Origin of the sequence: Alcaligenes sp. AB3 (assembly GCF_031844565.1) — a bacterium.
GTDB lineage: Bacteria > Pseudomonadota > Gammaproteobacteria > Burkholderiales > Burkholderiaceae_B > Alcaligenes > Alcaligenes faecalis.
In genome coordinates this window covers 270,340-296,437 of sequence record NZ_JAUZVM010000004.1, presented here as the reverse complement: position 1 = coordinate 296,437, position 26,098 = coordinate 270,340, and the positions used below count along the sequence as shown (strand labels likewise).

The window sequence follows — 26,098 nt, the reverse complement described above, 5'->3', positions numbered from 1 at the left end:
GCCCAGAGTCAGAACCCCTAAGGCGTGAATCCCCTGTGCGCCCCTCTGGCCTGCGCCGGGGCCTTGGGGCGATTCAGAGTGCTTGCCGCGGGCGAGAGATCAGGCAGGGGTTCAAGCGCCCAGCTGTTTGAACCCGACGCTTGTACTTGGTCCGGGGGACCAAGTACCGGGTGAGTTCTGGGTGCGCCCTGCCTGATCTCTCGACAAGGGGACCGGTGCGCAGCACCGGCAAGTGCTCAAGCCCCAAGGCCCCGGCGCAGGCCAGAGGGGCGTCTTCACTGAGACAATTCCTGCCTGAGTCCTTATTCCGCCCCCCAACTACAACCTGCAGGCATCAAAACAATCAGAAGTTATATTTCACCCCACCAAAGAAACTCCTGCCATTGCCCGCCAGATAAGTCGGCATCGCCTCCGAAGCCGAGCGACGAATCACATAGCTGCTAGCGTAAGTCTTATCAAAAATGTTATCCGCCATCAGATAAGCACTCCAATGCTTGTCATGCTGATAAGCGACCTTGAAGCCCCAAATGGCATAGGCATTTTGATGCGTGCCTTCCACATTCTGATGATTGGTTGGCGTATCCGAAGCCAGCCAGCGCACATTCGGCCCAAAACGCCAGCCACCACGGCGATACATCAGCTCTGCTCCCAGCAAATGCTTGGGCACCCCGGCAATACGATTGCCTTCATACTCGCCGCCACGGAAACGGAAATCACTGTAGGTATAGGACAGACGATAGTCCCAACGCCCTGCCGCCGGAGCAGGCAAAGAACCGCTCAAACCCGCCTCCACACCCTGATGCCGCGTACGATCACCATAGTTGAACGTCACCGACGACGCCCCTGCCGCATCACTGACAGCCATCAGCTCATCTTTCACATTGCTGCGATACACGGCCAAAGACCAGTCCACCGCCGACTCGCCACTACCCAAACGCCCGGCCCCGCCCAACTCAAAAGTCGTGGCCTTTTGCACATTCAATTCCGTCAGCCCCGTCACGGCCGAGCGCACATTCATGGGCTGCGGCACTTCCGCACTGATGATCTCCCAATACGTAGGCGCTTCATGACTGCGGCTGACATTGGCAAACACCCGCAAATCCTCGGATGGCTGCCAGACCACACCCAGTTTCGGGCTGGCGTAAGACCATTTCTGGTTCAGGGTATCGCCCCCCAAACGATTGCGCGCATCACGAATCGCCTGGCTGTACTTCACATCCCCCACCACGGTCCACTGGGGCGCAACCTTCCAGCTCAAACCCAACAGCGCATTGCGGTTTTCAGCCCGCAGGCGATAGTCCCCAAAGAACAAGGCACGGCTGCCATTGGCAGGATTGACCGCATACAACTCACGATCCATATCACTGCGCGCCCAGTCCAGGGCAAGGCGATAATCCAGGCTGCCTTCACGACCGGCCAACTGCCACTGTGCGCCATAGGTATTCCCCTTGGTGGGCGAAGACACCTGCGGATTCGTAAAGGTATCGTCCACCGTCTGCCAGTACAGGCCCACGGTCTGGTTGAAATCCTCGGTACCCCAATAACTACGGTTAGCCAAACGGAATTGAGTGGCCTTGCGATTCGGATCACGCTTATAGACATTGGCCGCCATATCCTGCGGCGTGCCATAGTCCCCCATTACACTGCGCGGATCGCTGTAAAGACGCTCACGCGGGACCACATTGGGAATATCAAACTTCAAATCCACATAGGACAGGTAAGTGCGGTTCTCGAACTGCCCGCGCTTGAAACCGATATTGCCCTGCACATTCGTGCGCTCGGAATCCGAGTGATGGCGATAGCCATCGGCCTTGTCATGGCTGACGGCCAATCGCCCATCAAACTCGTCCGTCTGAAAGCCTTTGGCGGCATACAAGCCCAGACGCCCGAAGCTGCCACCTTCCACACTGATGGCATCGCCCTGTGTGCCATTCATCGAACGGAAGTCCAGCTCGCCCCCCAAGGTGGTTGCACTGGCGGACAAGGCATTGGCACCACGCCGCACGCTGATCAAGGAGCTGTTGCGCGGTTCCAGAAAACCAATCACAAAAGAGCCATCCGCCTCGTTCAAAGGCAGGCCATCCTGTAGCAACAAGACACCTCGATTGACCGGATTGCTTTGAATGCCCGAACCGCGAATATTGAGCCGTGGCTGATCAATCCCGCCAAAGAAATCCTGCACCACCAGACCGGGTTGATAATCCAGGGCATCGCGCAAGGTCACCAGACGCACTTCTTCCTGCGGCTGAATCAAGTTGGTGCCACCGGGCACGGCGTCCAGGCGGGCTTTCTCTTGTCGCAGGTCAGCCTGCAGCACGCTTTGCCCGACAGGCGCCTTGATGACAATGGGAGACAGGGTGGAGGTAGACGGGTCGGCCCAGGCGGCGCCCGACCACAGCCCTCCCAGCGCCAGGCTGACTGTCAGCCGACGCAATACAGGAACGTGTGACATCGTATTCTCGATAGAAAGTGAAATTACCAGTGCAGATAAAACATGGTCTTGGCCAGGATCACGATCCCGACCATGTGACAGAACACGCTTAGGTGAATCCGCTTGAAATGGATGGACTTCATGCGTCCGGTGCGCCGCAAAGTCATGGCCGTCAGAAAGTGGCCAAAAACGCTGAGCGCCAACAGAATCTTGATCGTCAGAAACAGACCCAGGGTGTTGTCAAAAGGATGGGCCAGCGCAGCGCGGTGATGCCAGGCCAGACCTATCCCGGCGCTGTACAGAACCAGCAGCACCCAGGGCATGATGCGGCGGGCGCGATCACCAATCGCAATCTCCAGGGTACGCATGGCCTCTCGCGGAACGTGCTTGCGTATGCCTTCCAGCATCAGGACTTCAAAAAACACCGTGCCGATGAAAAACAAAGCGGCAAACAGATGGAACAACAGAATCACGGGATAGGCAGTCATGGCGTCAAAGCCTCCTGAGACAAAAGTTGGGCGTACAAGGAATCGGCCAGGCATTCACGAGCAGCGGTATCCGCCGGGGCCACAGGCTCAAACAGCTGGCCTTGTCCCTTTTGCAGCAGCAGGCAGGAATCAGCGACCCGCATCAACTCACGGGGTTGATGGCTGACGTACAGCAGCGCCGCTCCAGTTTCTTCCAGACAACGCAGGCAGACTTGAGCCAGGCTGTTACGCAGGGCCGGGTCCAGAGCGCTAAAAGGTTCGTCCAGCAGCAAAAGATCCGGCTGCAAGGCAAAGGCGCGGGCCAGTGCCACCCGTTGCGCCATGCCACCTGACAACTCGCCGGGCCAGGACTGGACGACATCGGCCAGTTCCACCTGCCCCAGCCAATACATGGCACGCTCTTTGGCTTGCGTAGCGGACAAACCTTGCGCACGTAGCGGAATCTGCACGTTGTCCAGTACGCTGCGCCAAGGCAGCAAACGAGGCTGCTGAAACACCAGCACGGGATGACGAAATTCGTTCCAGATCTGGCCGTTATCGGGCTTGATCAGCCCGGCCACCAAACGCAGCAAGGTGCTTTTGCCTTCACCGCTAGGCCCCAGAACGCCCAGGCGCTGCCCGGCTTTCAAGGTGAAACTTAAATCCTGCAAAACCGGTTTTTGCCCGAACAGGACTTGCACATGGCTTAGCTCAAGCATGGCTGTCCTCCCGCCACTGTCCCAGACGACGCTGCAAGGGTTGCAGCAGGACAAATTCAATCGCGGCGACCAAGCCCAGAATCAGCACCACCCAGGCATACAGCTCGGCACTGTCAAAGGTGCTGCGCGCATTGGCCAGGGCATAGCCCGCACCACTTTCCGCACCCAGCACTTCGGCCATCACCACCAGACGCACACCACCGCAGCAAGCGATCAGCAAAGCAGCCGTCAAGGGGGCCGTCAGGGAAGGCAGATACAGGTGACGCAGACGACGCCACCAGCCAAAGCGGTAAACGTGGCTCATTTCGATCAGATCGCGGTCCACCTGCAACATGCCTTTGACGGTGTTCACGTACATGCCCGGCACCATCATCAGCACTGTCATGAAAATCACCATGCCCGAACCCAGACCAAACCAGAGCATGGCCAGCACAACCACCACCACAGGCGGAATCGCCATCAACAACCAACGTAAAGGTTCCAGCAAGCCGCGCAGCCGCGGACTGTGCGCCGCCAAAATGCCTAGCGTGAAACCAATGGAACAACCTACGCTGACGCCAATGGCCACGCGCAGCAAACTGGCTCCGGCGTCATTCAGAAAATGGACGGACATCATCAAGCGCGGAATCGCACGAGCGGTTTCTATGGGCGAGGCCATCAGCAAAGGCCCCAGAAACATGGCGCTGATCTGCCAGCACAGCAAGATCAGCAGCACGCCCGCTACGCCCCATGCACGAGAGCTACGGGCCGTTAAATGAGACCAGGTTTTCATGGTCCATAAAACCCGGCAGCAGGCAGACCACCACCCAAGGCTTGGGGATGCTGATCCGCCAGCAATTGGTACAGCGCTTCCAGTTGAAGACGGATTTCAGTGGCCGGGCGGCTGTCCAGACGAGTCTTTTCAATCGCGGTTTGAATTGCCGGAACCGGGAACTGGGGCAAATAGCCATGAACCATTTGGGCGCACTCTTGCGGCTGCTGGCTGCACCAACGGGCCGACTCGGCATAAGCCCGTTCCACGGCCTGATTCAGCTCGGTATCGTGGGCAACGGTGACGTTAGCCATGACACCGGCTTGAGGCAGCGCCTGTTGCGAAGGGAACACCTCGGCCCAGGCTTGCTCCAGACTTTGGCCGCGATGCAGTTCCACCTTTTTCTGCTCGGCCTGCCACAAGAGCAAGGAGGCAGTAGGTTCAACCAGCAGGGCCTGATCGCCCTGCCCGGTCAGCATCAAGGCAATCGCATCCTGAGCATCACGGGTACGGCGCAAGCGCACGGCTTCCTTGCCCGGTTCGGCTTGCTTGGCCAGCAAGGTGTCCAGTAGGACAGCAGGCAGATCACGTTGGAATGGCACCAGCAGTTCTTTACCGGCCAGATCGCTAAAGCTCTTGACGGCAGGATCACGGCTGACCAGCCACAAAATCCCCCAGACCGAGATATTCAGCTGTTTGACGGCCTGCCCTTTGTTGAACATCAAAGCGGACAAATTGCTGGGCGCAGCGCTGTAATCCACTTCTTTCTTTGCCAGCAGGACACGCAACTGATCCGGGTTCTGCCAAAGACGAAACTCCAGCTTGTCCGTGTATTGGCTCAAGGCCTGGGTCTGCGCCATATGCATCAAGGGATAGGACACCACCGCGCCGGGACCGGCCAGAGTCAGAGACTCGTAACGGGGAGCGGCCTGGGCACCTACTGCCAGCGAGACCAGGAGCAAGCCAGGCAAAACACGGCTCAAGACTTTGCGAACGAGCATCCCACGGCCATCTCTTTTGGAGTTACCCAGCGCCTTAGAGGCAAACCGAGCAAGAACCCGCTCCTTAACTCCACCCAAAACGTGAACCTGTGCCCCGTTTTTTAGATCAGGTTCATCCAGACGGAGCATGGCAGCATGCTTACCCGATAAGCCAGCATCGATTGCCTTGGGAGCAGCCTGGTTTAAGGAAAGCCCACGCGCATGGCTGGCTATAGCCTGCTGCCCTCTGTCTGAACGGGCACTTTTTGCCTGGGGAGCAACCCAGCGGCAAAACCCTTGATAGATATATGGCATGAAGATTCGTATAATGAGAACTATTATCAAATGGGAATTCTCCCATCTTCATCCCAGCGCCCCAATGACAAAAGTCAACATGCCCGGCCCGTGTCCAGCTTTGTTTGAATTGCTGGCCCGCCACCGCCTCCTGCAAGGTCTGCCCATCGAGGTCATCCAGCATTTGTGCCATGACGCCCTGGCTCAGCACGCCAGCGCCGGCCAGATTCTGTTCAATGAAGGTGACGAGGCCCGCTATTGCTTGCTGGTCGATAGCGGCCAGGTAGAAATCCTGCGCTACAGCCAAAATGGCGACGAACGTGTTTTCAACGTATTCGAGCCCGGCCAACTGGTAGCGGAAGCCGCCATGTTCATGCCGCATGGTCGCTACCCCATGTGCGCCCGCGCCAAAGGGACAGTACGCGTCTACAAGCTCTCGCGCAGCAGTCTGCAAGAAGCCTGCCGCCGCTGGCCCGAACTGGCCATGAACATAATGGCTGGCCTGAGCAGCGCCTTGTATGCCCAGGTCAATAAAGTAGACTGGTTTTCCGCCAGCTCGGCCGCCGAGCGCCTGGCGAACTACTTGCTGAATCTGCAGGCCCGCCAAGGGGAACATATCCAATTGCCCTTGAACCAACGGCAACTGGCCGCCCATTTGGGCATACGGGCAGAAACCTTGAGCCGCTTGTTTACCGACTGGCAGGCGCGTGGTTATGTCAGCGGCAAGCGCAGCGACTGGCAGGTACATGACCAGGCCCACCTGCGCCGTTTGGCCAGTCCAGCCCAACGCTCTTTTTAAGCGATCGACGCACTCATGACTTTTGTCATTGGAGACCCTTTCAAGCAGACCGAGAATGCCGACTTTTAGCTTCTCAGGCTTGATACCCATGACACACTCGCCGCCGCAGGCCGATTACACCGAAGCCGACATCCGCCAACTGGTGACCCAGTTCTACGCCCAGGTACGGCAAGATGTACAACTAGGCCCGATTTTTGAACACCATGTGCAGGACTGGGACGAGCATCTGGATATGCTGTGTGATTTCTGGTCGGCCATTTTGCTGGGCACACGCCGCTTCAAGGGCGCCCCGATTGCGCGCCATGCGGCCCTGCCCGAGTTATCCTGGCCCTTGTTTGAACGCTGGCTGGAAATTTTCCACCAAACCACGGCCAATCTGGGCAAACCCGCCCTGCAAGAAAAGGCAGACGCCATGGCAGACCGAATTGCCGCCAAACTCTGGCAAACCTATCAGGCGCAAAGCAATCAAACGCGCCTGCCCGACACCCTGCCCGAAGGGCTGGAACGCTACAGCCAATCCCCCGTTTTCACGCCGGACAATTTGCCCGAGGCCCTGCGCCGTGCCCACAACACCAAGGCCGGCACCTGGGGCCTGCTGCGGGTTCAAACCGGCGTACTGCGCTTTGCGCTGGACCAGGAGCCCTTTACCGAAGTAGTCCTGACAGCCGGCCAATGCGTGGTCATCGAGCCCCAGATTCTGCACCACGTGGAGTTCGAGCTGCCCGGCAGCTTTCAGATCGAATTCTTCAAACAAGCCCGCTAAATTGAAAAAATCCCTTGCAAATAGTAGGTGAATACCCGCATCACCGACTACACTTGCGGCTCCGGCGTGAAAACCTCAATAGAATCAAGATTGTCCTTGATCAATTAGTCACGCCCTTTGGGCAGTAACCCATAAGTTCAACGCTTATACTGTTCAACTATAAAACAGGGGCAGAGCTCACAAGGCGACTCCCCTCACGATTTCAAACACGAAAACACAATCCTATTGGAGAGCCGCATGGTGAACATGAATCGGCGTCAGTTCTTCAAAGTGACGGGGGCCTCGCTGGCCAGTTCCAGCATGGTTTTGCTGGGCGCTGCGCCCACCCCCGCCATGGCGGAAGTCAGGCAGTACAAACTGACCCGCATGACAGAGACGCGAAATACCTGTCCTTACTGTTCTGTAGCCTGTGGAGTGCTGCTGTATTCCCGTGGTGACGGTGCCATGAATGCCGAGCCCAGCGTGGTTCACATCGAAGGCGACGCGGACCACCCGGTCAACCGCGGCACACTCTGTCCCAAGGGCGCAGGCTTGGTGGATTTCATCAAGAGCCCCAACCGACTCAAATACCCCGAATACCGCGCCGCTGGCTCGGACAAATGGGAACGCATCTCCTGGGAAGACGCTTTCACGCGTATTGCCAAGCTGATGAAAGAAGACCGCGACGCCAACTTCCAGACCACGGCTGAAGACGGCACTGTCGTCAACCGTTGGCTGACCACTGGCATGCTGGCTGCTTCGGCAAGCAGTAACGAAGTGGGCTATGTCACCCATAAAGTCATCCGCAGCATGGGTGTTCTGGCGTTCGATAACCAAGCACGTGTCTGACACGGCCCGACGGTGGCAGGTCTTGCCCCGACGTTTGGCCGTGGAGCGATGACGAACCATTGGGTCGACATCAAGAACGCGGATATTGTGCTGATTATGGGCGGCAACGCAGCCGAGGCGCACCCCTGTGGTTTCAAATGGGTGACCGAGGCCAAAGCACATAACAATGCAAAACTGATCGTTGTGGATCCACGCTTTACGCGTTCGGCATCCGTGGCGGACTATTACGCGCCTATACGTACCGGTAGTGACATCACCTTCCTGGGTGGCGTCATCAAATACCTGCTGGACAACGACAAGATCCAGCACGAATACGTGCGCAACTACACCGATATGCCCTTTATCGTGCGCGAAGACTTTGACTTCGAGCAGGGGCTGTATTCGGGCTACAACGAAGAAAAACGCAGCTACGACAAGTCCTCCTGGGACTACGAGCTGGGCGAGGACGGCTACGTCAAAACCGACCCCACCTTGCAACACCCACGCTCGGTCTACCAACTGCTGCGCAAGCACTACGAGCGCTACACGCCCGAGATGGTGGAACGCGTCTGTGGCACGCCCAAGGACAAGTTCCTGAAAGTCTGTGAAATGCTGGCCTCGACCGCTGAGCCGGGTCGTGCTGGCACCATTTTGTATGCACTGGGCTGGACGCAACATACGATTGGTTCGCAGATCATCCGTACCGGCGCCATGGTCCAGCTGCTGCTGGGCAATATTGGTATTGCCGGCGGTGGCATGAACGCGCTGCGCGGACACTCCAACATTCAGGGTCTGACTGACCTGGGTTTGATGTCCAACCTGCTGCCCGGCTATCTGACTTTGCCCAACCAGGCCGAGAAAGAGTTTGACGGCTACATTGGCGCGCGTGCCCAACAACCGCTCCGCCCCAACCAGCTAAGCTACTGGCGCAACTACAAGAAGTTCCACGTCAGCCTGATGAAGGCCTGGTTTGGTGATGCCGCCCAGGCCGAGAACAACTGGGCCTACGACTATCTGCCCAAGCTGGACAAGCTCTACGACATGCTGCAAGTGTTCGAGCTGATGGACGAAGGCAAGATGACCGGCTACATCTGTCAGGGCTTCAACCCCCTGGCGGCGGCACCGTACAAGGCCAAGCTGCTGCGTGGTTTCTCCAAGCTCAAGTACATGGTCATCATGGACCCGCTGGTCACGGAAACGTCAGAGTTCTGGAAGAACTATGGCGAGCACAATGATGTCGATTCCGCTTCCATCCAGACCGAAGTCTTCCGTCTGCCCACCACCTGTTTCGCCGAGGAAGAAGGCGCACTGGTGAACTCGGGCCGCTGGTTGCAATGGCACTGGAAGGCCGCCAACCCTCCGGGCGAGGCCAAGAGCGACATCGAAATCATGAGTACGCTGTTCACGCGTATTCGCTCGCTGTACCAGAAAGAAGGCGGCGCCTTCCCTGATCCGATCCTGAACCTGTCCTGGCCCTACTCCAACCCGGATGATCCAACCGCCGCTGAACTGGCCAAGGAATATTCGGGCCGCGCACTCGTGGATCTGCATGATCCCAAGGATCCGACCAAGATCACGCGTAAAGCAGGCGAGCAGCTGGATGGCTTTGCCGAATTGCGCGACGACGGCACCACGCTTAGCGGTTGCTGGATCTATGCCGGTGCCTGGACGCAGCAAGGCAATATGATGGCTCGCCGCGACAATAGCGACCCAACCGGCATCGGCCAGACGCTGAACTGGGCCTGGGCCTGGCCAGCAAACCGCCGCGTGCTCTACAACCGTGCTTCCTGTGACCTGACCGGCAAGCCCTTTGACCCACGCCGCAGCCTGGTTCACTGGGATGGCAAGCGCTGGGGTGGTGCGGACGTCCCTGACTACAAGGCCGATGAAAATCCGGCTGATGGCATGGGTCCGTTCATCATGAACCCCGAAGGTGTCGCCCGCTTCTTTGCCCGTAAAGGCATGGCAGAAGGCCCCTTCCCCGAGCACTACGAGCCCTTTGAAAGCCCGCTCAGCTACAACCCGCTCAGTCCTGACGAGCCACGTGCCCTGACCAACCCGGCAGCGCGTATCTTCAAGGACGACCTGGCAGCCATGGGTACGGTAGACAAGTTCCCCTATGTGGGCACGACCTACCGCCTGACCGAGCACTTCCACTACTGGACCAAGCACGTGAAGCTGAACGCCATCGTGCAGCCGGAACAGTTTGTGGAAATTGGCGAGGAACTGGCCAAGGAAGTGGGCATTGTGCAAGGCGACCGCGTCAAGGTGTCCTCCAACCGTGGCTACATCAAGGCCGTGGCGGTGGTGACCAAGCGCATCAAGGCCCTGAACGTGGATGGCAAGGTTGTCCACCAGGTGGGTATCCCGCTGCACTGGGGATTTGTGGGTCTGGCACGACCCGGTTTCCTGATCAATGCACTGACACCACCCGTGGGTGATGGCAACTCGCAAACGCCAGAGACCAAGGCCTTCCTGGTTCAACTTGAAAAGATTAAGGAGTAAGCCATGGCCTTGCAATCACTTGATATCAAACGGCGCTCCGCAACCACCACCCCCATGCCCAGCGTGCGCGAGCCCGTGGGCGGGGAGGTGGCCAAGCTGATCGACACCAGTAAGTGCATTGGCTGTAAGGCCTGTCAGGTCGCCTGCATGGAATGGAACGATACGCGCGACGAAATCGGCCACAACGTCGGGGTGTATGACAACCCGGCTGACCTGACCGACAAGTCCTGGACCATCATGCGTTTTGCGGAGTATGAAAACCCCGCTGGCGATCTGGAATGGCTGATTCGCAAAGACGGCTGTATGCACTGCGAGGACCCAGGCTGCCTGAAGGCCTGTCCCTCGCCGGGCGCCATCGTGCAGTACACCAACGGCATTGTGGATTTCCACGAGGAAAACTGCATTGGCTGCGGCTACTGCGTGACCGGCTGTCCTTTTGATGTGCCCCGCATCTCGGAAAAGGACAAGAAAGCCTACAAGTGCACCTTGTGTTCAGACCGTGTCGCGGTCGGACAGGAACCGGCCTGTGCCAAGACCTGTCCTACCGGCGCGATTGTGTTCGGTACGAAAGAAGACATGCAGCACCACGCTGAAGAGCGTATCGAAGACCTGAAATCGCGTGGCTTTGAGAACGCCGGTCTGTACGACCCGGCCGGAGTGGGCGGCACCCACGTCATGTACGTGCTGCACCACGCCGACAAGCCCGAGCTGTACAGCGATCTGCCCAAAGACCCGCAGATCAGTCCGATGGTCTCGCTCTGGAAGGGAGTGGCCAAACCACTGGGGGTTGCTGCCATGGCACTGACCGCCCTGATTGGTTTCTTCCACTACATCCGAACCGGTCCTAACGAGACTGACGAGGAAGACGAGCGCCGCGCCGACGAGGACGCACGCAAGATCCAGGAGGCTCACCATGACTGATCACAACCGCAAGGGCATGATTCAGCGCTACACCACCAGTCAGCGCATTAATCACTGGATCATTGCCATGAGCTTTGTGCTGCTGGCCTTGTCCGGGCTGGCGCTGTTTCATCCGTCAATGTTCTGGCTGACCAATCTGTTTGGCGGCGGTCCGTGGACACGCATTCTTCACCCGTTTATTGGCGTGGTGATGTTTGTGTGCTTTTTCCTGTTTGCGGCTCGCATGGTACGGCACAATATGTTCTCCAAGGGTGACGCGGCCTGGCTGCGTCACTTCAAGGACGTGCTCAATGCCAAGGACGAGCGCATTCCCGAAGTAGGCCGCTATAACGCCGGGCAAAAAATCCTGTTTTTTGCTTTGGTGATCTTCATGATCGGCCTGCTGGCAACCGGTGTGGTGATGTGGCGCGAATACTTTTCCGCCTTCTTCCCCATCTGGGCTATCCGCCTGGCCTCCGTGCTGCACGCGGTTTGCGCCCTGCTGATGATTTGCGCGATTATCGTGCATATTTACGCCGGTATCTGGGTAAAGGGTTCGGTCAAAGCCATGACCCGTGGCACGGTCACCCGTGCCTGGGCCTGGAAACACCACCGCGCCTGGTTCCGTGAAGAAATGGAAAAAGGTCCCAGCCGTCCTGCCGAATAAGCGGGGCTTTGGTACATAAGTAACCCGGCTGCCATGCACCATTTCGGGCATGGCAGCCTTGTTTTCAGGAGTCTGTCTTGCAACGCATCCTTCCGCGCGGCGAAATCGAAAGTCTGGACCACACCTCCATCCCCCGACTGCGCCTGCCTGTGCGAGCCAGCGTCTTTGCAGACCGGGCAGCACGTCTGCGCCAATTGGCTGATGGCAATCCCGTCGGCGCCTACCTGCTCTTGCTGGCACATCTGGTGGACGGGCAGCACAGGCAGCTTACTGCACTTGCCCCGGCCGAACTGCCCGCTGATGTGCTGGAAACGGCACAAAGGCACGGTATGCCGCCCTTGCTGGCCTCGGGCTGGAAACGCGATCCGCAGTGGCTCAGCATCTTGAACAGCCTGCTCAATCACATGATCAATTCCTCGGACGTGCCTGCCGCCGCCCAAGAGGTTTGCCAGGATCTGCTCCAGAAAGCCGAGTCTGACCCACAAAAGCTGGAAGATCTGGCTGACGCGATTCTGGCCGAGCAGTTGCCAGAACAAGATGGTGCCGCCGCACCTTTTGTCATGGCCGCCTTGCAGGTCTACTGGACACATCTGGCCTGCTCGCTGACCGAAGGCCAACTGTCTGTGACCAGCCCCTTTGGCGTGTGCCCCTCCTGCGGCAGCCTGCCCGTATCCAGCGTGGTACGTGTCGGTGGTCGTGAAGATGGTTGCCGCTACATGTGCTGCCCTCGTTGCAGCGTGGAATGGCATCTGGTACGCGTGACCTGCTCGCACTGCGAGAGCACCAAAAGCGTGGCTTACCATGCCATTGAAGATGGCCCGGAAGGGATCAAGGCCGAGTCCTGCGACAACTGCCACACCTACCGCAAAATCTTCTACCAGGAAAAACAACTGGGCCTTGATCCAGTTGCAGACGACCTGGCCAGTCTGGCTCTGGACGTTCTGATGGGCGAAGAAGGCTATTCCCGCGCCAGCGGCAATCCGCTTCTTTGGCATCAGTCTTAAGCTAAGATTCCCCTACGCCTTGCTGCTTCACGCACAAGGCGTAGCTGATGGACCCTGCCCATAGACTCAAATGCCTGCCTGTGAATGATGAGCCCTACTCCTGAACTCTCTCCCGCCCACATTCCCTCCCTGGACCGCTTGCTGCGCTCGCCAGAGTTCCAGCCCTTGCTAAGCCAGTTCGGCCACACACGCCTCAGTCAAAGCACTCGCGTCCATTTGCAGGCACTACGGGATGCCGTGTTGAAGGGAACACTACGCCCCCAGGACCTGGAGCCCACCCAGCTCGCCAATGCACTGCAGGCCAAGCTGCAAGAAGAATCCCGCCTGCAGTTGCGCCCGGTCTTCAATCTGACCGGCACCGTGCTGCACACCAATCTTGGGCGAGCAATGCTGCCGGATGAAGCCATACAGGCTGTCGTCCAGGCCATGCGTTCGCCCGCCAATCTGGAGTTTGATCTGGAAACCGGCGGCCGAGGCGACCGCGATGACCTGATCAACCCCTTGCTCTGCGAACTGACCGGCGCTGAAGCCGCCACAGTGGTGAACAATAATGCCGCCGCCGTGCTGCTGATGCTCAGCACCCTGAGCCCCCGGCGCGAGACCGTGGTGTCGCGCGGCGAACTGGTTGAAATTGGCGGCGCCTTCCGTATCCCCGACATCATGAAGCGTGCCGGTGCTCGTCTGCATGAGGTGGGCACCACCAACCGTACCCACGCGGCTGACTACGAAAACGCCATCAACGAGCGCACCGCCATGTTGATGAAGGTGCATTGCAGCAACTACGCCGTCAAAGGTTTCACCAAAAGCGTTGCAGTCGAAGAGGTTGCACAGATCGCCAGGAAGCACGGCCTGCCCACCAGCGTGGATCTGGGCAGCGGCACCTTGGTGGACCTGAGCCAGTGGGGCCTGCCGCCCGAGCCCACCGTGCGCGAGACCATCGAAGCCGGTGCCGATATCGTGACTTTCAGCGGCGACAAGCTGCTGGGTGGCCCCCAGGCCGGTCTGATCGTAGGCCGGGCAGACCTGATCGCCAAGATCAAGAAAAACCCGCTCAAACGCGCTCTGCGCGTAGGCAAAATCACCTTGGCCGCGCTGGAGCCTGTGCTGGCCTTGTACCGTTCGCCAGAGCGCTTACCCGAACACCTGACCACCCTGCGTCTGCTGACCCGACCTTCTGCTGAAATGCGCGCCCAGGCGCTGCGTTTGGCACCCGTCCTGCAGCAATGGGTGGGGACACAATTTGCAGTCGAACCCACTGCCATGCTGAGCCAGATTGGCAGCGGTGCTTTGCCCGAAGACGTACTGCCCAGCTTCGGGCTGCGCTTTGCCTACCAAGGCACCGGCCGTCCGGGCCGCCATCTGACTCAACTGGAAAAACGCCTGCGCACTTTGCCCCAGCCCGTCATCGGGCGCATTGTGCAAGATGCCTTTTGGCTGGACCTGCGTTGTCTGGAAGAACCCTTTGAGGCCGCCTTCAGCGCACAACTGATTCCCGAGCAAGCATGATTGTTGGAACCGCAGGACATATCGATCACGGCAAAACCACCTTGATCCGCGCCTTGACGGGTGTGGATACCGACCGTCTGGAAGAAGAAAAAAAACGCGGTATCTCCATCCAGCTGGGCTATGCCTATACGCCTTTGCCCGATGGCCAGATTCTGGGATTTATTGATGTGCCCGGCCACGAACGCCTGGTACATACCATGGTCGCAGGCGCAACCGGCATTGATTTTGGTTTGCTGATCGTAGCTGCAGATGACGGTGTCATGCCGCAAACCCGCGAGCATCTGGCCGTGCTGCAATTGCTGGGTTTGCAGGCGGGCGCCATCGTCCTGAGCAAGGCGGATCGCGCCGATGCGGCTCGTATTGAATCCGTCAAAGCCGAGCTGCAAGTACTTGTCCAAGGAAGCTTTCTGGACAATGCCCCCATCTTCGTGGTCGATGCCCTGTCCGACGACAAACCCGGCCTGGAAGCGTTGCGCGAGCATTTGCACGCACAGGCCATGCAGTCCACTAAACAGAATGGCCAGGGCTATTTTCGCCTAGCCATTGACCGCGTTTTCACCTTGCAGGGCCACGGCACCGTCGTAACCGGCACCGTGCACGATGGCGTGCTGGATCTGGATGGCCCGGCTATGGACTTGCGCCTGATGCCACGCGGCACGCCAGTTCGAGTACGCAGCATCCACGCACAGAACCAGGCCTCGCGCCAGGCTCGTGCCGGCCAGCGTTGCGCCCTGAACCTGGGCGGGATTGATGTACAGGATATCGAGCGTGGGGACTGGCTGGCCGATGCCCGCTGCTTCCTCCCCTCCACGCGTATCGATGTGGAACTGAGCCTGCTGGACAAAGACATCCCCGCCTTGCGCACCTGGTCTCCCTGGCATGTCCACATGGGAGCCGCGCACCTGACAGCCCATGCCGTCCCATTGGATGGCGAGTCCTTGCAGCCCGGGCAGACCGGCAAGGTCCAGTTGGTCTTTGACCGCCCGATCTGCACCATGACGGGCGAGCGCTTTATCTTGCGCAACGCCCAGGCCAGCGAGACCGTCGGCGGCGGGATTGTGCTGGACCCGAATGCACCAGACCGCAAGCGTCGCTCTACGACACGTCTGGCCTGGCTGGACGCCTTGGCGCAATGGACGCGCGGCGGACCGTTGGAGGGCCTGCTGGCCCAAGCACCTTACGGTCTGGACGAAGCAACGCTGCTGCGTCTGTCGGGAGGATCTCAACAAGGCTTGAGCGCCCCCGCCAATGCCCGCTGGCACACCGGATCTCGCCCACAAAGTCAGCCTATCTTGTTGAGCGATGCACGCCTGGAAGCGCTGTGTCAGCACATAGAAAGCGTGATGCTGCAGTTCCACGAGCGCCATCCGGACGAGCCGGGCCTGTCCATCAGCCGCTTGCGACGCATGGCCGCCCCCACCATGCCCGACGCAATCTGGCAGCTCCTGACCGAATATCTGCTGGCAGAACAGCGGCTGGCCCGACAAGGAGCCTGGCTGCATACGCCAGGCCACCGCGTCACCCTGAGCCCCGAAGATGAAGCGCTGGCCACCGCCCTGCTGCCCCTGATCGAGGCAGGCCGCTTTGATCCTCCATGGACACGTGATCTGGCCAAAGAAACCGAAGCCCCAGAAGAGCAGACCCGCAACGTACTGCGCCGACTGGTGCGCCAAGGCGAGCTGTTTCAGATCGTGCACGATCTGTTCTATCACCGCCGCCAGATCGCGGTGCTAGCCAATATCGTCAAGGAGCTGCACAGCGGCCAAGGCGTCAGCGCCGCGCAGTTCCGGGACGCAACGGGACTGGGCCGCAAACGGGCCATTCAGATTCTGGAGTTCTTTGATCGCGTCGGCTATACACGGCGTGTACGTGATCGCCATGTATTACGGGGTGAAGCCTGGGCAGCAGCGGATTGAACCCGAAGCGTCATGCAAGAGCCAGAGCAGGCAGCGCCCGGATCATTGAAGCGTAATCAGCCCTAACGTATGATAGGGCCTCTTGAAGGAAAGCATCCGTGCCCGGTGGCACGGCCGGGCTTCAAACCCGGTTGGGGGCGTCAGACGTTCCCAGGTAGGTTCGACTCCTGCTGCTTTCCGCCACTTTGTTGACCGAGCATTCTTCATCCCCACCACATGCCAGGGACACGTGTCCATTGACTACGCCGGCGTATCGGACGTTGGACGACCTGCTGTTGGTCCCGAGTCAGAGCACGTCACCGCCAGTACCTGCGCCTGTTGATCCCCCAGGCTAAGCACGCTGTGTGGTAGCTCCGAATCAAAATATACGGAATCCCCCGTCTCCAAGGTCATGCTGTGCTCTGCAATGGTGACTTGCACTTGCCCGTGGATCACAAACAAAAACTCTTCTCCCCCATGCGGGAAAGTTGGCGCCGGCTGCTCTTGCTCGTGTGGAGGGTAGATCACAAAGGGGTCCATCAAACGAAAGCGCCGCCGTCCGGCCATGCTTTCGTAACGGTAGGCGCTATGACCTGCCACACTGGGCAAGGGCATACGTTCGTGTCGACGCACGACACACACACTTTCGTCCTGATCCAGATCCCCCTCTCCAATCAACTGCGACACCCCCATGCCATAAGCCTGGGCCAGCTTGACTACGGTAGAGATGGACGGCGCACTGACTGCCCGCTCCAGCTTGGACAGATAACTTTTAGTCAGACCGGTGCGCTGGGCCAACTGCTCCAGCGACAAGCCATGTTGGCGACGCAGGGCGCGCAAGCGAAAGGGAAGATGGGTCATGGGTTAAACAAGAGGTGCAGCGCCCGAGGTCAGCCTCGGAGCGCATATAAAAAAGCGGCCTCTTATTCTACTCAAAAACATCCGTATGGCGTTTCAGCGCTTTGCGGGCATAGTACTCAAAGCCGATCTGGGAGCGGCGCGGTCTCAGAATCCAGTCATGTGCCTCTCGGCCCAGTTCCGGCGCAATAGGCTTGATCGTTCCGGCTGACATCGCCAACAATTGCATGCGCGCTGTGCGCTCAAATTGCAACGCCAATACGCAGGCTTCTTCTACGGAGGCCGCCGCCACCAACATTCCATGGTGCGATAAAAGAATAGCGCGCTTGTCACCCAAGGCCTCAGAAATGATCTGTCCCTCTTCATTGCCCACAGGGACACCCGGCCAATCCTTCAGGAACGCGCAGTCCTCATACAAAGGGCAGTTGTCCATATGGGATACGATCAAGGGCACCTCCAGCATGGACAGGGCGGCCACGTGCAAGGGATGTGTATGAATGATGCAGTTCACATCCGGCCGGGCACGATATACCCAGGAATGAAAACGGTTTGCTGGATTAGGCATCCCATATCCCTTCAAAACCGTTAAATCTTCATCTACCAGCAAGACGTTGGTCGACGTAATTTCATCAAATCCAAGCCCAAGCTGCTGCGTAAAATACGTGCCCTCCTGTTCGCCGCGTGCTGTGATCTGGCCAGCCAAACCAGAGTCATGGCCGCCATCAAAAAGAATACGGCAAGTCAGTGCGAGCTTCTCGGAGACACTCCGCTCAGGGATTTCGAAGAGGGCCTGCATCTTACTTTGCGCCTGTTCAATCAGCACGGACTTGGACAAGCTCATGGTGTCACTCATAACAACTCCTTTTGTAAATTAATATCCTGCTCACAACAGCGGGACATAGCCCGCCAGGGCCTGCATACGCTCGAGCCAATGTCGTACCGATGGATAGGGGTGCAGGTCGTACCCGCCCTGCTCTGCCATGCAGGTATAGGGAAACAAGGCCACATCGGCGATACTGGGCCTGCCCCCAACGAAATAGCGATGCAACTGCAAGTGCACCTCCATCTGAGCCAGAGCTTTATCGCCCTGTTCGCGCCACGCCAGCACCGCAGGATCATCCACCGTCATCGTCCCCCGCAACGCCACCCACAGTCTGGGCTGTGCAAGGTTGGTCATATGCTGAGTCTGCTCAAAAGACAGCCACTGCAGCACCTGAGCCTGCGCAAGCGGGTCCGCGGGCAGAAAGTCTGTGCCCTGCGTCAGGTACCACAAAATAGCGGCCGACTCTGCCAGCCAGGGCCCTTCCCGGGTTCGCAGTACCGGAACCTGTCCCCAGGGGTTGATTTGCCGGAACACCTCGGTATCCAGATCCCCCTCCACAATAGACAGGCTGCGCCGCTGTAGCGCTATACCCAAATAACCGCACAACAATCGTACCTTCCAGCCATTGCCGGTATACACCGTGTCGATAAGCTCCAGAGCGGCGTGGTTCATTGTCGTTACCTCACTCAAGACTGATTTCTGCGGTCTGAACAATACGCTGCCACTTGCTGCGCTCAGCCGCGATGAAGGTTTGATATTCATCTTGGGTGCCGGTGTAGACCTGGCTGCCCTGCTGCTCCAGATGGGTTTTGAACTCCGGGTTGGCCAATGTCTTTTGCAATGCCGTCTCCAATACCGCAAGCACCTCCTGTGGAGTGCCCGGCGGGGCCAACAATACGTTCCAGGAACTGATGCGTAGCTCAGCAGCCCCCAGCTCTGCGCTGGAGGGCACTTCGGGAGCAGCTGGGGAACGTTGGCTATCAGCCAGCACCAGGGCCTGAAGCTTGCCTGCCTTCACCTGCGGCATGATCACGGGAATGGCATCCATCACCATGTCGGCATGACGGCCCACAACGGCACTGACCGCTTCCCCTCCACTCTTGAAAGGGATATGTCGCACATCAAGTTTCTCGGTCAACTTGAAAAGCTCTACCCCCAAATGCGGAGCACTTCCTATCCCCGCCGATCCGAAGTTAAGGAGCCCTGGCTCCTGACGGGCATGGGCAACCAGTTGGGCATAGTTCTCCGTACCCAAATCCGAACGAACCGCCAGAACATACGGAGACCCCGTCACCATGCCGATGGGCACAAAGGCCTGCGGGTCGTAGTTGATTTTGGAAAGAATCAACGGGTTGACCACCTGTGTGCCTACTGTCCCCATGAACACGGTGTAACCGTCCGCTTTCGCATTTTGTGCAGCCTGAGCGGCGATCATGCCCCCGGCTCCTGCCTTGTTTTCAACAATGACAGTCTGACCCAACTCCTTGCCCAACTGCTGGGCAAGGAGGCGTGCTACCAGATCGGTAATCCCCCCTGCACCAAAGGGCACGATCAAACGTACGGGCTGTGCCGGGAACGTTGTTGCTTGTACCGGACCCGCCATCATCGTCAAGGCCGCCCACCCGGCCATCATCAAACCAAGCGTCTTTTTCACTGGATGTCTCCTGAACTTTTTAAGTTTGAATTGTTCAGGACACATTCTCATCAAAAATGACCCATCGTGTCAAATAGAACAAAAATGTCCTTGATGATTTTTTTAACGTATTAAAAAAATTAAACAAAACATGAGTTCGCAATACTCAGAATGCTTTCCAAGAACTAAATCTGTCTAAAAAACCACCAAAATATCCTTTCAGACAATTCGTGTCTGGTGCGCTTATTCATATCCCTCTTTTCTGTGCGTGTTTCATGCACCACAAAACCGTCAGGTTTCTCGACAGCCGTCACATTTTTAAACACAATCCGTAGCGCGAACAATTCTCATTCTGTTTATCGTTTACTAGGAAAGTGTTATGAATTTATCGGCGCCTCCGGCCCGCCGCCCGATCTTTGCATTGGGCTTGCTCGCCACGGCTTTGGCAGCCAGTTTCAGCGCTAACGCGCAAACCTCCAGCGTCCGGGGTGGGGTGACCTCGCTGGAAGAAATTCGTGTACTGCCTTCGGCGGAAGAAGCTGTCAAACAGGCACCCGGCGTGTCCACCATTACCGCCAAGGATATTGAAAAACGTCCTCCCGCCAACGACCTGTCCGAACTGATCCGCACCATGCCTGGTGTGAACCTGACCGGTAACAGCCCGTCCGGTTCCTACGGCAATAGTCGCCAGATCGACTTGCGCGGCATGGGCCCGGAAAACACCTTGATCCTGATTGACGGCAAGCCTGTCAGCTCGCGCGACTCCATCCGCATGGGGCGAGACGGTGAGCGCAATACCCGCGGCGACAGTAACTGGGTGCCCGTCAACGCGATCGAACGCATTGAAGTGTTGCGCGGTCCAGCCGCCTCCCGTTACGGCTCTGGCGCTGCCGGTGGTGTCGTGAACATCATCACCAAGGCCCCTACCGACACCTTCTCCGGCTCGGTAACCGCTTACGGTCTAATTCCTGAAGACAGCAACTACGGCTCCACCCGCCGTACCGGCTTTAACCTGTCTGGCCCCATCGCCGACAAACTCTCTTTCCGTGTTTACGGCAACATCGCCAAGACCGACGCCGACAAGCCCGCACTAAACTCTCAGGCCTCAGGCATGGAAGTAAACGCAACCACTGTCCCGCCAGCTGGTCGAGAAGGGGTACGCAACAAAGACATTAATGGTTTAGTGCGGCTGGATATCAATCGCGATCACCGTCTGGAACTGGAGGGGTCGTTCAGCCGACAAGGCAATATTTACGCTGGCGAGCGCTTGTTCAGCCGCAGCACCTCTACCATTGCTTCACTGGCCGAAGAAGGTGCGGAAACCAATATCATGTATCGTCGCGCCGGTTCCCTCAGTCATTATGGCGACTATGGTCAAGGCCGGACCTCACGTCTGACTTTTGCCTATGAAGGCACAACGAACTCGCGTCTGAACGAAGGCTTGGCCGGCTCAGTGGAAGGCAGTATTTCCAACCCGGGCGCTGGTTCTGTTTCCGAGCTGCGTTCGCTGAACATCTCGGGCGAATACAACACCCCCCTCCAGATTGCCGACAAACATGTTCTGATGACCGTGGGCTTTGAACACCGCGATCAAAGCCTGGACGATGATTACGCCACCCGCTCTGGCCAATCCATCAACAACAACACGGACTCTAAAAGCAAGGCGCGCACCACTGCCGCCTTCGTGGAAGGCAATATCGAACTGACCGAGGCCTTGACCGTCACTCCCGGTGTCCGTTTTGACCATCACAGCAAATTCGGTGACAACTGGAGCCCCAGCCTGAACGCCTCCTACTTCATCACCGACAACATCACTCTGAAGGGCGGTATTGCGCGTGCCTTCAAGGCACCCAACCTGTATCAGTCCAACCCGAACTACCTGTACCAGACGCGCGGTAACGGTTGCCCGTACGACCCCGTAACTGGCCAACGTGTCAGCGGTCCTTGCTACATCTTCGGTAACGACAATCTGTCGCCCGAGCGCAGCATCAACAAGGAAATTGGTCTGGCCTACGACAACGCAGGCTGGGCAGCCGGTCTGACTTACTTCCAGAACGACTACAGCAACAAGATTGTGGCCGATATGGGCGACCAGACCATTCCGGATGCGGTGTACATTGGCGGCTCCTTGGTCCGCCCATTCCAGTGGGTCAACTCCGGCAAGGCCGTGATCCGCGGTCTGGAAGGCAACCTGACTATCCCGATCCTGGGCGAGAACGGCGACACACTGAGCCTGAGCAACAACCTGACTTACATGATCACCAACAAGTCCAAGGAAACAAATCAGCCGTTGACCGTCATTCCACGCTACACATTGAACAGCACACTGGATTGGCGCGTGAACGACAGACTGTCCATGCTGGCTACCGCCACGCTGTATGGCAAGCAAAAGCCACGCTCGCACAACCTGTCCAATAACTCGGAAGTGAAAGGCGATGGACTGCGTGAACGTGGCTCCTATGCCATCTTCGGTCTGAGCGGCGCTTACCAGGTGACCAAGTCCACCAATATCCGTCTGGGCGTCAACAACCTGTTCGACAAGCGCTTGTACCGTGAAGACTCGGGTAGCGGCCAAGGTGCCAACACCTATAACGAACCTGGTCGTCAGTACTACGCGACATTGACTGCCAGCTTCTAATGCCCCACGCTCTACTCCGGACTCCAGCAGGAGTCCGGAGGATTGATCGTTTTACCCGCCCCTGCCTGCCCCGTCTGGAGCAGCAGGGGCTACGTCGTACCCGGCTTTAACCCACGGCCCCCCTCCCCGACCCCGCTCCAACAGCGCTAGACTAAAGCCTTGTTGGCCAGCTTTCTGGCTACAGAATCACCACATTCGGGAGCTGATCTTGTCGTCCACCGAGCCTGATCTCGCGATCTACGCCGGGCCTCGTGCCTATCGCCACATACAAAGCCATGGTTTGCATGCCAAGGACATCAGCACGCTGATTGGCAGCGCAGGCGGGCCCAAGGCCTTGGCTCTGACTGGACTGGATCAGTATCTGTTTGGGGACTGGCTCAACACACATGACGAACCGCTGTGGCTGTTTGGCAGCTCCATTGCCTCCTGGCGTTTCGCCTGCGCAGCGCAAAGCGATCCGCACAAAGCCTTTGCGGACTTTGCGCAGCTTTATATACACAGCCCCTTTCTGCCCAACTCCACGGTAGCGGACATTACCCGGTCGACCCAGACCATGCTGAAAAACGTGCTGGGGGATAGTCATTCACAAGCAGCGATCCTGAACCACCCACGCTATCGCTTCGCCATTACCGTGGCGCGCAGCAAAGGCTGGGCGGGTTCCCGAAATCAAAAGCAGCTTGGCGCGGCCCTGCTTAGCTGCATGGTCGGCAACTATGTACACCCTGCCATCCCGCACTGGTTCTTTGAGCGGGTCATCGTGCACGACGCTCGCAGCCCCTTGCCCATTCATGGCAAGCATCAAGGCCGGGCCCGTTACGCGACGCTGGATCAGCACAATCTGTTTGAGACCTTGGCCGCCAGCACGGCCATTCCATTGGTCATCGATGGTGTGGATGCGGCCCACAACTGGCCCGCCGGGCTTTACCGGGATGGAGGGCTGGTTGACTACAACTTCTGCGCGCTGGATCTGGATAGTCCCGGCCTGACCTTGTTTCCCCATTTCACGCAAAAAATCAGCGCCAGCTGGTTCGACAAATATCTGCCGCGTTGGCAGAAAGCCCGCCGCCCCCACTGCCTGGATAATTTGATTCTGCTGTGCCCCACTCCGCGCTTTTATCAGCGCCTGAAAGGCCAAAAAATCCCGGATCGCTCCGACTACAAACGGCTGTCTGATTCGGAGCGACGTCTGGCCTGGCAACACTCCGTTGAACAAAGCCAGCGCCTGGGCGAGCAGTTTGCGCAATGGGTCGCTGATGACCAGCTTGCCCAGGTTGTACGCCCCCTGCCCTTCCCATAAGCGGCGCTTGCCACACAACAAGTGCCAGTCAGCTCAGAATTGATAGCGCAATGATGCCATCACATTACGGGGTGCGCCGTAGGTATGACTGCTGTACGCCAGGCGATAGGTTTTGTCGAAGATGTTATTGAAATTCACGGTCAAATCCGCCCGAGGCGTAATGGCATATCGAGCCATCAGATCCACCACCGCATAGGCTTTCTGTGTATTGGTTTCACGAGCTACGCCGGTCAGCTGATTATCAAAAATCTTGCTTTGCCATTGCACGGAGCCGCCTACCGTCAATTTATGCCATGCACCCGGCAAGCGATAAGTCGTGAACAGCTTGACCTGGTCAGCCGGAATATCCGTCTTGATCTTCTCCCCGTCAGCACCCCGGAAGCGGTAGTGGGTATAGCCCGCCCCCATTTGCCAGCCAGGGGCAAGCTCGCCATTGATCTCGAACTCAATCCCTTCAGAACGCGTATTGCTGGCTGCGGTGTACGCTTGGGATCCGCTAGGAGTCAGTTCCTTGCCGTCAACAACAGCCAGATTGTCCTTGCGGGTCTGAAACACCGCCAAAGAGGCTGAAGCCGCCTCTCCAGGGAACAAATATTTGACCCCCAGTTCATAGTTATTGCCTTTTTCAGGGTCCAGATAATTGCCATCTCTGTCCTGGCTGGACTGGGGATTGAAGATTTGCGTATAGCTGGCATACGTCGCCCACTGCTCATTCCAGTCGTAGACCAGACCTGCATAGGGGGTAAACACGCCATTTTCTTTACGCAAGGTCGTATTGGAATGGTCCTTCCAGTTCGTGACCCGTCCGCCCGCAATCAAGGCCAAGTTGTCCGTCAAACGCAAACGTGTTGCGGCATACGCCCCCCACTGGCGCGCCCGCTGATTATCCGGCCCGGTAATCTTCAAGTCCGGACGTGGCAGGTTACGGTCAAAGTCCTTGATCTGAGCAATGGGGATACGCTGGCGCGCATAAGCCATGTCATGTCGGGAGAGCTCGTAGTAATTGGCCCCCAGCATAATGTCATGCCCTTGCCCCCATGCCTGAAAGCGCCCTTTGATCGTGATATCGGCCGTATCCTGCGTGGGTGTTTTTTCATTGAAGCCCGCCGTCATGGAACCTCGCCCCTGCGGGGTCGGCTCCGGAGCGGCCACTCCATACAACTGCTCGTTATTCAGCCAAGAACGCCCCACCGCCATTTGAATGGACCAGTCATCATTGAACTCGTGTTCAAGTTGAGCAAATGCCATCGTCCGGCGCTGCTTGCTGTAGGCCCAGGCGGCCGTCGCAGAATCGCTACGATCCCACTCCACCAGATTTCCAGCCGTATCCGAGACACTGAATGCGTGCATGCTGGAGCCATCGTAACGATTATCCATGTGCTCAAGACCCAGTCTGGCGACCGTTCGCGCCCCCAGATCCGCTTCTATCACGCCATAGAAAACATCCCGTTTGCCCTTGTAGCCATCCTTCCAGGAGCGGGACTGATCATAAGCAGCAACCAGCCGTCCCCGCACAGAGCCGCTGTCATTGAGCGGGCCCGAAATATCCGCCATGCCCCGGTACCGATCCCAGCTCCCCACTCCTGCTGAAACCTGTCCTTGAAACTCGGCCGTTGGCCGTTTGCGCTGCATCATGATGGATGCCGACGGCTCTCCAGCCCCACTGAGCAGGCCGGTCGCACCGCGCACAATGGCGACATTGTCATAAATGGCGGTATCCATGACGCTGACCCCGCCATACCCTTGCAAGGCGGCAGCCGTCGTCGGGACACCATCAATAACGTAATTCGTGATGTTGAAACCACGTGCCTGAAATGAGGTATAGCCTGCGCCGTCATCCCCGTATTGCCGGCGACTGACCCCGGGACTTTGCTCCATGACCTGCCCCAAGGTATCCAGGCCCTGATCTTCGATGCGTTGTCGCGTAATGACCGTTGCAGACTGGGGCAGCTCCTGTAGCGTGATGGGCAATTTCAAAACCTGAGGCACAGCCTGTTGCTGATAGCTGCCTGTGCCCTCAGACTTCTCATTCTGAGCCCGCACTTTGATGGACGACAGGGTGGATACCTCCTGAGGCGTTTCCTGAGCTTGTGCCACACCCATCAAAAGCCCCAAAACCATGGAATACCCGCCAGCCCAAACCACTGCTTTCATACCTTCCCCTTATATTAAATGCGAATTGTTCTCATTATTGTAATGCGAACTAATTATTTTTGAATATGCAATTTAATAAGCAACAGGTAAATACTCAGGCACGAAACCCGCTCTTTTCAAATACCCAAACGTGCTCAGCGGGCAAACCGTTCACCTGTCCATGACGCCCAGACCTCGCCTAAGTGCTCTGATCGATTTACCATGACA

At 57.9% G+C, this 26,098-nt stretch carries 20 protein-coding genes and 1 tRNA gene; 11 read left to right on the top strand and 10 right to left on the bottom strand.

Translation table 11 applies throughout. From position 1 onward, the window contains the following. Positions 1–343: 343 nt before the first annotated feature. The 5 genes from Q9R35_RS11175 to Q9R35_RS11155 are packed head-to-tail and all read right to left on the bottom strand — an operon-like array spanning position 344 to position 5,369. The gene (locus Q9R35_RS11175; RefSeq protein WP_311219859.1) at positions 344–2,452 is read right to left on the bottom strand and encodes a TonB-dependent receptor; all 2,109 of its coding nucleotides are present in this window, start codon (positions 2,450–2,452) and stop codon (positions 344–346) included. Positions 2,453–2,475: 23 nt separating this feature from the next. Continuing rightward, positions 2,476–2,919, bottom strand: a complete 444-nt coding sequence (locus Q9R35_RS11170) for a CopD family copper resistance protein (protein WP_035270184.1) — start codon at positions 2,917–2,919, stop codon at positions 2,476–2,478. Then, on the bottom strand, positions 2,916–3,617 hold the full coding sequence (locus tag Q9R35_RS11165) for an ABC transporter ATP-binding protein (RefSeq protein WP_086069053.1): 702 nt from the start codon (positions 3,615–3,617) through the stop codon (positions 2,916–2,918). The genes Q9R35_RS11170 and Q9R35_RS11165 overlap by 4 nt, the downstream gene beginning before the upstream one ends. Beyond that, on the bottom strand, positions 3,610–4,389 hold the full coding sequence (locus Q9R35_RS11160; RefSeq protein ID WP_311219858.1) for an ABC transporter permease: 780 nt from the start codon (positions 4,387–4,389) through the stop codon (positions 3,610–3,612). Before Q9R35_RS11160 ends, Q9R35_RS11165 begins: the two co-directional genes overlap by 8 nt. Beyond that, entirely contained in the window at positions 4,386–5,369 is a 984-nt protein-coding gene (locus tag Q9R35_RS11155; protein WP_311219857.1) for an MqnA/MqnD/SBP family protein, read from the bottom strand. The genes Q9R35_RS11160 and Q9R35_RS11155 overlap by 4 nt, the downstream gene beginning before the upstream one ends. Positions 5,370–5,727: 358 nt before the next feature. Here Q9R35_RS11155 and Q9R35_RS11150 point away from each other — a divergent pair, with 358 nt between their 5' ends. From Q9R35_RS11150 to Q9R35_RS11110, 9 genes are all read left to right on the top strand, one after another. After that, positions 5,728–6,441 (top strand): Crp/Fnr family transcriptional regulator, encoded by a 714-nt coding sequence (locus Q9R35_RS11150; protein ID WP_270117522.1) that lies wholly within the window; start codon positions 5,728–5,730, stop codon positions 6,439–6,441. 88 nt (positions 6,442–6,529) lie between these two features. Then, entirely contained in the window at positions 6,530–7,204 is a 675-nt protein-coding gene (locus Q9R35_RS11145; RefSeq protein WP_042486141.1) for a DUF1971 domain-containing protein, read from the top strand. 237 nt (positions 7,205–7,441) lie between these two features. Further along, complete coding sequence (gene fdnG, locus Q9R35_RS11140) at positions 7,442–10,516, top strand: formate dehydrogenase-N subunit alpha (RefSeq protein WP_270117525.1); 3,075 nt, start codon at positions 7,442–7,444, stop codon at positions 10,514–10,516. 3 nt (positions 10,517–10,519) lie between these two features. Then, complete coding sequence (gene fdxH / locus Q9R35_RS11135; RefSeq protein ID WP_149720898.1) at positions 10,520–11,437, top strand: formate dehydrogenase subunit beta; 918 nt, start codon at positions 10,520–10,522, stop codon at positions 11,435–11,437. Further along, complete coding sequence (locus tag Q9R35_RS11130; protein WP_026483687.1) at positions 11,430–12,083, top strand: formate dehydrogenase subunit gamma; 654 nt, start codon at positions 11,430–11,432, stop codon at positions 12,081–12,083. The genes fdxH and Q9R35_RS11130 overlap by 8 nt, the downstream gene beginning before the upstream one ends. A 77-nt stretch (positions 12,084–12,160) precedes the next feature. Further along, the gene (gene fdhE / locus Q9R35_RS11125; protein WP_063691782.1) at positions 12,161–13,087 is read left to right on the top strand and encodes a formate dehydrogenase accessory protein FdhE; all 927 of its coding nucleotides are present in this window, start codon (positions 12,161–12,163) and stop codon (positions 13,085–13,087) included. A gap of 87 nt (positions 13,088–13,174) precedes the next feature. Further along, complete coding sequence (gene selA, locus Q9R35_RS11120; RefSeq protein ID WP_311219921.1) at positions 13,175–14,593, top strand: L-seryl-tRNA(Sec) selenium transferase; 1,419 nt, start codon at positions 13,175–13,177, stop codon at positions 14,591–14,593. Continuing rightward, positions 14,590–16,509, top strand: coding sequence for a selenocysteine-specific translation elongation factor (selB, locus tag Q9R35_RS11115; protein ID WP_311219856.1), 1,920 nt, complete (start codon positions 14,590–14,592; stop codon positions 16,507–16,509). The genes selA and selB overlap by 4 nt, the downstream gene beginning before the upstream one ends. 87 nt (positions 16,510–16,596) lie before the next feature. Next, positions 16,597–16,692, top strand: a tRNA-Sec gene (locus Q9R35_RS11110). Between the two features lie 57 nt (positions 16,693–16,749). On the opposite strand, the gene Q9R35_RS11105 is transcribed toward Q9R35_RS11110, so the two are convergent. The 4 genes from Q9R35_RS11105 to Q9R35_RS11090 all read right to left on the bottom strand — a co-directional run bounded on the left by Q9R35_RS11105 (position 16,750) and on the right by Q9R35_RS11090 (position 19,823). Beyond that, complete coding sequence (locus tag Q9R35_RS11105; RefSeq protein ID WP_042485912.1) at positions 16,750–17,349, bottom strand: helix-turn-helix domain-containing protein; 600 nt, start codon at positions 17,347–17,349, stop codon at positions 16,750–16,752. A 67-nt stretch (positions 17,350–17,416) separates the two neighbouring features. Next, a complete protein-coding gene (locus Q9R35_RS11100) occupies positions 17,417–18,199 on the bottom strand; it encodes an aldolase (protein ID WP_311219855.1) in 783 nt (260 codons plus the stop codon). A 30-nt stretch (positions 18,200–18,229) separates the two neighbouring features. Continuing rightward, positions 18,230–18,841, bottom strand: a complete 612-nt coding sequence (locus tag Q9R35_RS11095; protein WP_311219854.1) for a glutathione S-transferase family protein — start codon at positions 18,839–18,841, stop codon at positions 18,230–18,232. A 10-nt stretch (positions 18,842–18,851) separates the two neighbouring features. Continuing rightward, positions 18,852–19,823 (bottom strand): tripartite tricarboxylate transporter substrate binding protein, encoded by a 972-nt coding sequence (locus tag Q9R35_RS11090; protein ID WP_311219853.1) that lies wholly within the window; start codon positions 19,821–19,823, stop codon positions 18,852–18,854. Between the two features lie 358 nt (positions 19,824–20,181). On the opposite strand from Q9R35_RS11090, the gene Q9R35_RS11085 reads away from it, so the two are divergent. Both Q9R35_RS11085 and Q9R35_RS11080 read left to right on the top strand, forming a co-directional pair. Next, positions 20,182–22,440 (top strand): FepA family TonB-dependent siderophore receptor, encoded by a 2,259-nt coding sequence (locus Q9R35_RS11085; RefSeq protein ID WP_311219852.1) that lies wholly within the window; start codon positions 20,182–20,184, stop codon positions 22,438–22,440. Positions 22,441–22,648: 208 nt separating this feature from the next. Next, on the top strand, positions 22,649–23,737 hold the full coding sequence (locus tag Q9R35_RS11080; protein ID WP_311219851.1) for a hypothetical protein: 1,089 nt from the start codon (positions 22,649–22,651) through the stop codon (positions 23,735–23,737). A 33-nt stretch (positions 23,738–23,770) separates the two neighbouring features. Here the strand turns inward: Q9R35_RS11080 and Q9R35_RS11075 are convergent, their stop codons facing one another. Then, positions 23,771–25,891, bottom strand: coding sequence for a TonB-dependent siderophore receptor (locus Q9R35_RS11075; protein ID WP_311219850.1), 2,121 nt, complete (start codon positions 25,889–25,891; stop codon positions 23,771–23,773). Between the last annotated feature and the right edge of the window lie 207 nt (positions 25,892–26,098).